This window comes from Ruthenibacterium sp. (assembly GCF_017421385.1).
GTDB lineage: Bacteria > Bacillota > Clostridia > Oscillospirales > Ruminococcaceae > Ruthenibacterium > Ruthenibacterium lactatiformans.
In genome coordinates, this window is sequence record NZ_JAFOIN010000073.1 from 1 (window position 1) to 4,049 (window position 4,049).

The window sequence follows — 4,049 nt, forward strand, 5'->3', positions numbered from 1 at the left end:
GCCGCCGCCGCCAGCATGCCCTTGAAGCCCAGCGGGCTGCAGCTCTGCGCGGCCATCTGCCAGGTGTGGCCGCCCGTGCCCAGCGCCCCGGCGGCGTAGTAGCACTGGGCCGTGGGCGCGCAGTAGCTCACGTCGCCCACGTCGGTGCTGCCGGGCTCGGCGGTTTTGGGGTCGTAAAAGAACGGCGCGATGCCGTCGTCCAGGTCCTTGCCCGCATAATGGGACAGCGGCAGGTCCGTGGCCGAGAGCGTGGAGGCCAGGTTGTCCGCGCGCTCCCCGGCGGAGAGCGTGGCGGCGAACTGTGCGGCCAGCGCCCGGTCGGCTTCGTCCCAGGCGGGCGCGCCCACCTCCCGCATGCATTGCCACAGCAGCTCGGACAGCGCCCTGTTGGGCACATAGTCGGAGAAGCCGTCCACCTCGCGGATGGTGAGCGCCGTGCCCGTCATCAGCGCGGCCCCCCGGGCCACATCGTCCACACGCCGCTTGATGTCCAGCATCTGGGCCACACGGGGCGCGCGGATGTAGTAATGCACGCAGGCGCTCTCCTGCACCACGTTGGGGGCGGTGCCGCCCACGTCGCGGTAAGCGTAATGCAGCCGCGCCTCGGGGATGATGTGTTCCCGCAGATAGTTGCAGCCCACGTTCATCAGCTCGGCCGCGTCCAGCGCGCTGCGCCCGGCGAAGGGCGCGCCCGCCGCGTGGGCCGTGCGTCCCTTAAAGCTGTACAGCACGCCCGTCACGGCAAGGCAGCCCTGCCCGCTGACGTAGTTCGCGGAGCCGGGATGCCAGGCGAACACCGCATCCACCTTGTCGAAATATCCGGCGCGGGCGAAAAACACCTTTCCGCCGCCGTCCTCCTCAGCCGGGCAGCCGAAGTATTTGACGGTGGCGCGCAGGCCGGTTTCGAGGCAGTAGTCCTTCAGCGCCACGGCTGCGGCAAAGCTGCCCGCGCCCAGCAGGTTGTGCCCGCAGCCATGGCCAGCCGCGCCCTCGCAAAGCGGCGCTTTTTCAGCGCGGCCCGCCTGCTGGGAAAGCGCAGGCAGCGCGTCGTATTCGCCCAAAAAGGCGATGACCGGCCCTTCGCCGCCCCATGTGGCGACGAAAGCCGTCTCCATGCCGCAGGGGCGGCGCTCCAGCGCAAAGCCCTCGGCCTCCAGCGCGGCGCTGATGGCGGCGGCGCTCTGCGTTTCGCGCCAGTTCGGCTCCGCAAAGCCCCAGACGGCCCTGGCCAGCGCAATGGCGCTTTCCTTTTTTTGTTCCACCCATTCGGTGATGCGTTGTGCTTCATTCATGTTTTTCACGTCCTCTGTTCCGGGCGGCGCGCTGTGCGCCGCGGTATGCCTTGTGCCTGCAAAAACAGCCAAAAGCTATTTCTTAGAATACCACATTTTGCCGCGGAGGGGAACAGCCGCGCAAAGCGGCCGCCCGCGGTGCGCCGGAAAGGCCGCGCGGCCGGGCGGAAAAATATCCCGCGCCGGGGCGCTGTTCAAAGTTTAGAGATAAATGCGTGGTAGAATAATAAAGGAAGGAAGCATCACACGGCAGGCACGCCCCGCGCAGCGGGGCGTTGGGAAAGGCGGCGGGCCATGAAGGAGCTGTATCTCGTAACAGGCGCGACGGGCCATCTGGGCAATACCGTTGCGCACAGGCTGGCGCGCGCGGGCGGGCAGGTGCGCGCGCTCGTTCTGCCGGGGGAGGAGCACGCGCCCCAGCTCCCCGGGGGCGTGGAGGCCGTGGCGGGCGACGTGCGCAGCCCGGCCTCGCTGGAGGCGCTGTTCGCGGGCGCGGAGGGGCGGGATGTGACGGTCATCCACTGCGCGGGCATCGTGAGCATCGCCTCCCGGTTCGACCAGAACGTTTATGACGTAAATGTGACGGGCACAAAAAACGTGGTGGACGCCTGCGTGCGCCGCGGCGTGAAAAAGCTGGTGCATGTAAGCTCGGTGCACGCGCTGCCGGAAAAGCCCGGCGGCGCGCCGGTGTCGGAGACGGACGTGTTCAGCCCCGGCGCGGTGGTTGGGCTGTACGCCAAAACAAAGGCCGCGGCCACGGCCTATGCGCTGGCGGCCCGCGCGCGGGGGCTGGACGTCCGCGTCGTGCATCCCTCGGGCATCTGCGGCCCGTATGACTACGGCCATGGACACCTGACGCAGCTGGTGCAGGATTTCTGCACGGGCCGTCTGGCCGCGGGCGTGGACGGCGGTTATGACTTTGTGGACGTGCGCGACGTGGCGGCGGGGATACTGGCCTGCTGCGAGCGGGGGCGGCCGGGGGAGTGCTATATCCTTTCCGGCCGGTACTACACGGTGCGGGACGTGCTGGCCATGCTGCACCGCATCACGGGCCGCAGGCGGGTGCGGGTGATGCTGCCGCTGTGGCTGGCCAGGGCTGCGGCGCCTCTTTCCGAGCAGTATTACAGGCTGCTGCGCCAGCCGCCGCTGTACACGGCGTATTCGCTGTACACGCTTTCGTCGGGCGCGCGCTTTTCCCATGCGAAGGCCGCGCGGGAGCTGGGCTATACCACGCGCCCCTTCGGCACGACGCTGGCCGACACCGTGGCGTGGCTGCGGCGGCAGGGGCGCATTTGAGGGGCGCGGCTGTAAAGTTTTTTTCCTGCCGTGAAAAGCCGGAAAAAGGGCGGCGTGCCACGCCGCAGGGGGGATAAGCGGAGCAGGAGCGCCGTTTATCCCCCCTTGATTTATTTTTAAGAATTTCTTAAAATTGTGTAGTTGATTTGGTGTGTCAAATCGTCTTATAGATATAGATAGAGATGAAAGCCCTGCGGAAGAGCGGGCGCTCAATGGGGAGTTGTGCGGCATGCGTGTTTGTATCGTGATTCCGGCGTACGAGCCGGGCGGGGAGTTCGTTCCCTATGCGCAGGAGGTGCTGGCGGCGGGCCTTGGCCCGGTGCTTGTAGTGGACGACGGCAGCGGGCCGGCGTATGCGCCGGTATTCGCGGCGCTGGCGGAGATGGGCTGCACGGTGCTGACGCACGAACAGAACCGGGGGAAGGGCGCGGCCCTGAAAACGGCTCTGCGCTGGTACGGCGCGCATGAGGACGGCTGCGCGGGCATCGTGACGGCGGACTGTGACGGCCAGCATACGGTAAAGGATGTGCGCCGTGTGTGCGAGGCCATGGATGCCTGCCCGGGCACGCTGGTGCTGGGCTGCCGTGATTTCGGCCCCGGCACGCCCGCGCGCAGCGCAACAGGCAACCGCGTCACCTCGGCGGCCATGCGCGTGCTGTACAACATTGATTTGAAAGATACGCAGACGGGCCTGCGCGGCATTCCGAACGGGATGCACAGGGACCTGCTGGAGGTGCGCGGCGAACGCTACGAATACGAGCTGAACATGCTCATCTACGCAAAGCAGCGCAGCATCCCGTATACCATCGTGCCCATCGAGACGGTGTATTTCAACAACAACGAGGGCAGCCATTACCGCACCGTGGCGGATTCCGCGCGCATCATCCACCAGCTGGGCAGCGGGCTGGTGCAGTACGCCATGTCCGCCGGGCTGAGCGTGGTGGTGGACGTGTTTGTATACTGCGTGCTGGTGAAATGGCTGCTGCTGGGCCTTCCGCTGGCGCCGCGCCTGTTTTTTGCGGCGGTCATCGCGCGCACGCTCTCCAGCGTGGTGAACTATACCTGCAACCGCCGTCTGCCCTATGTGCAGAACAAGAAGATCGGCCCGACGGTGGCAAAATACTACTGTCTGTGGCTGGCGCAGCTGATGCTGTCCTTTGTGGGCGTGTGGGCGGCGTGCACCGGGCTGCACATGGACGACATGCTGGCCAAGCTGCTGGTGGACGCGCTTCTGGCCGTGGCCAGCTACCAGGTGCAGCTTCGCTGGGTGTTCAGTGAAAAGACGCCGCGGCCGGTGCTTTACGGAAGCGGCGAAGCCATGGACGCGAAGCGGACAACCGCACAGGGTGGTTTCGCGCAGCGAAATGCCGCGCCTGATTTTGCGCGGCAAACCCAAAAGGTGGGGCCGGTAACCGGCCAGCGCGGTTTCGCCGCAGGCGAAATGGAGGCGGAAGCCGACAA

General features: G+C 66.5%; 3 protein-coding genes. 2 read left to right on the plus strand and 1 reads right to left on the minus strand.

Features of this window, described 5'->3' with window-relative positions:
• On the minus strand, nucleotides 1-1,292 hold a 1,292-nt coding region (locus IIY41_RS07905), incomplete at its 3' end, for an amidohydrolase (protein WP_287400281.1).
• Between the two features lie 294 nt (nucleotides 1,293-1,586).
• Here IIY41_RS07905 and IIY41_RS07910 point away from each other — a divergent pair.
• On the plus strand, nucleotides 1,587-2,588 hold the full coding sequence (locus IIY41_RS07910) for an SDR family NAD(P)-dependent oxidoreductase (RefSeq protein WP_123158116.1): 1,002 nt from the start codon (nucleotides 1,587-1,589) through the stop codon (nucleotides 2,586-2,588).
• A 229-nt stretch (nucleotides 2,589-2,817) separates the two neighbouring features.
• Nucleotides 2,818-4,049 (plus strand): GtrA family protein (locus IIY41_RS07915; RefSeq protein ID WP_287400284.1); only part of this gene is annotated, 1,232 nt, incomplete at its 3' end.

What these genes read in the sequence shown, in the direction of transcription:
- IIY41_RS07910 (WP_123158116.1), top strand. Translation starts at nt 1,587, where the DNA reads ATGAAGGAGCTGTATCTCGTAACAGGCGCGACGGGCCATCTGGGCAAT.